At 38.7% G+C, this 835-nt stretch carries 2 protein-coding genes; both read left to right on the top strand.

The window, feature by feature from the left end:
• On the top strand, window positions 1-243 hold a 243-nt coding region (locus tag A3729_RS32450), incomplete at its 5' end, for a hypothetical protein (protein WP_369820094.1).
• Between the two features lie 182 nt (window positions 244-425).
• Complete coding sequence (locus tag A3729_RS06500; RefSeq protein ID WP_068512276.1) at window positions 426-746, top strand: hypothetical protein; 321 nt, start codon at window positions 426-428, stop codon at window positions 744-746.
• The last annotated feature ends 89 nt before the right edge of the window (window positions 747-835 follow it).

Here is an 835-nt window from a genome sequence, read left to right as displayed (position 1 = left end):
GGCTTGTCGGGAGGCTTATACGGTCTATTGGTTTATGCTTTGTATCAAGATCACTTGTACCCACTGTGGTTGCGTGTGCTAGTGTTTTTGGGTTTATTGGTTAAGGTTGTCTACGAATACTTTGCTGATGCTAGCGAGCAGGTAGCAGAGCTAATTGGTGGTTCAGTTGCGACAGATGTTCATGTTTATGGTGTGTTTGCTGGTGTGCTGAGTGTTATTTTCTTAAGAATTTTTCGTATTTGATTGATAGCTGTGTCGCAACTTAGACACTGAGATTGTTATCGATTGTTAAATCACTTTATTTTTTGTGTTCGATATCATTTAATAGTCTGACTGAAATTTGCTCAATAAATGGACAAACGTAAATGAAGGATATCTGCGTTGAATTTGTTTAGGTGTAGGGAGTGAAAGTGAAGGAGAGTCTTATGAAAAGTTTAAAACAGTCAGTTGTCGTAAAGTTGATGTCAGCTTTTTTGTTTTCGGTGATATTTGCCAGTGCGTCGGCTTATGCAGAAGATGACGAGTTTGTTCCTGCTTACCAAAATGAAGGGAACTATCAGATGGAAGATCCTGATAAATATTTTACCTACCGTGAGGGGCGTAAGTATTACACTTCTGGTAAGGAAAACGGTATTCGCGTGAATGAGAATAACGAAGAGTCAACCGATGAGACCGTTGGTATTCTGACCTTTATTCTTGCACCAGCGACAATAATTTATATGAACCTAGTAGGTTGGTGGGAATAAGTCTTACTTTTCATTCTGCAAATAGAAAGCTGCATTTCTTAAATATTCGGGCGGTAAATTGCCTAGATTGCAAAGAAATGTGGCTTTTT

Source organism: Oleiphilus sp. HI0043, assembly GCF_001634935.1.
The sequence above is the reverse complement of the archived record's forward strand: the minus strand, read 5'-3'. Positions and strand labels throughout refer to the sequence as shown.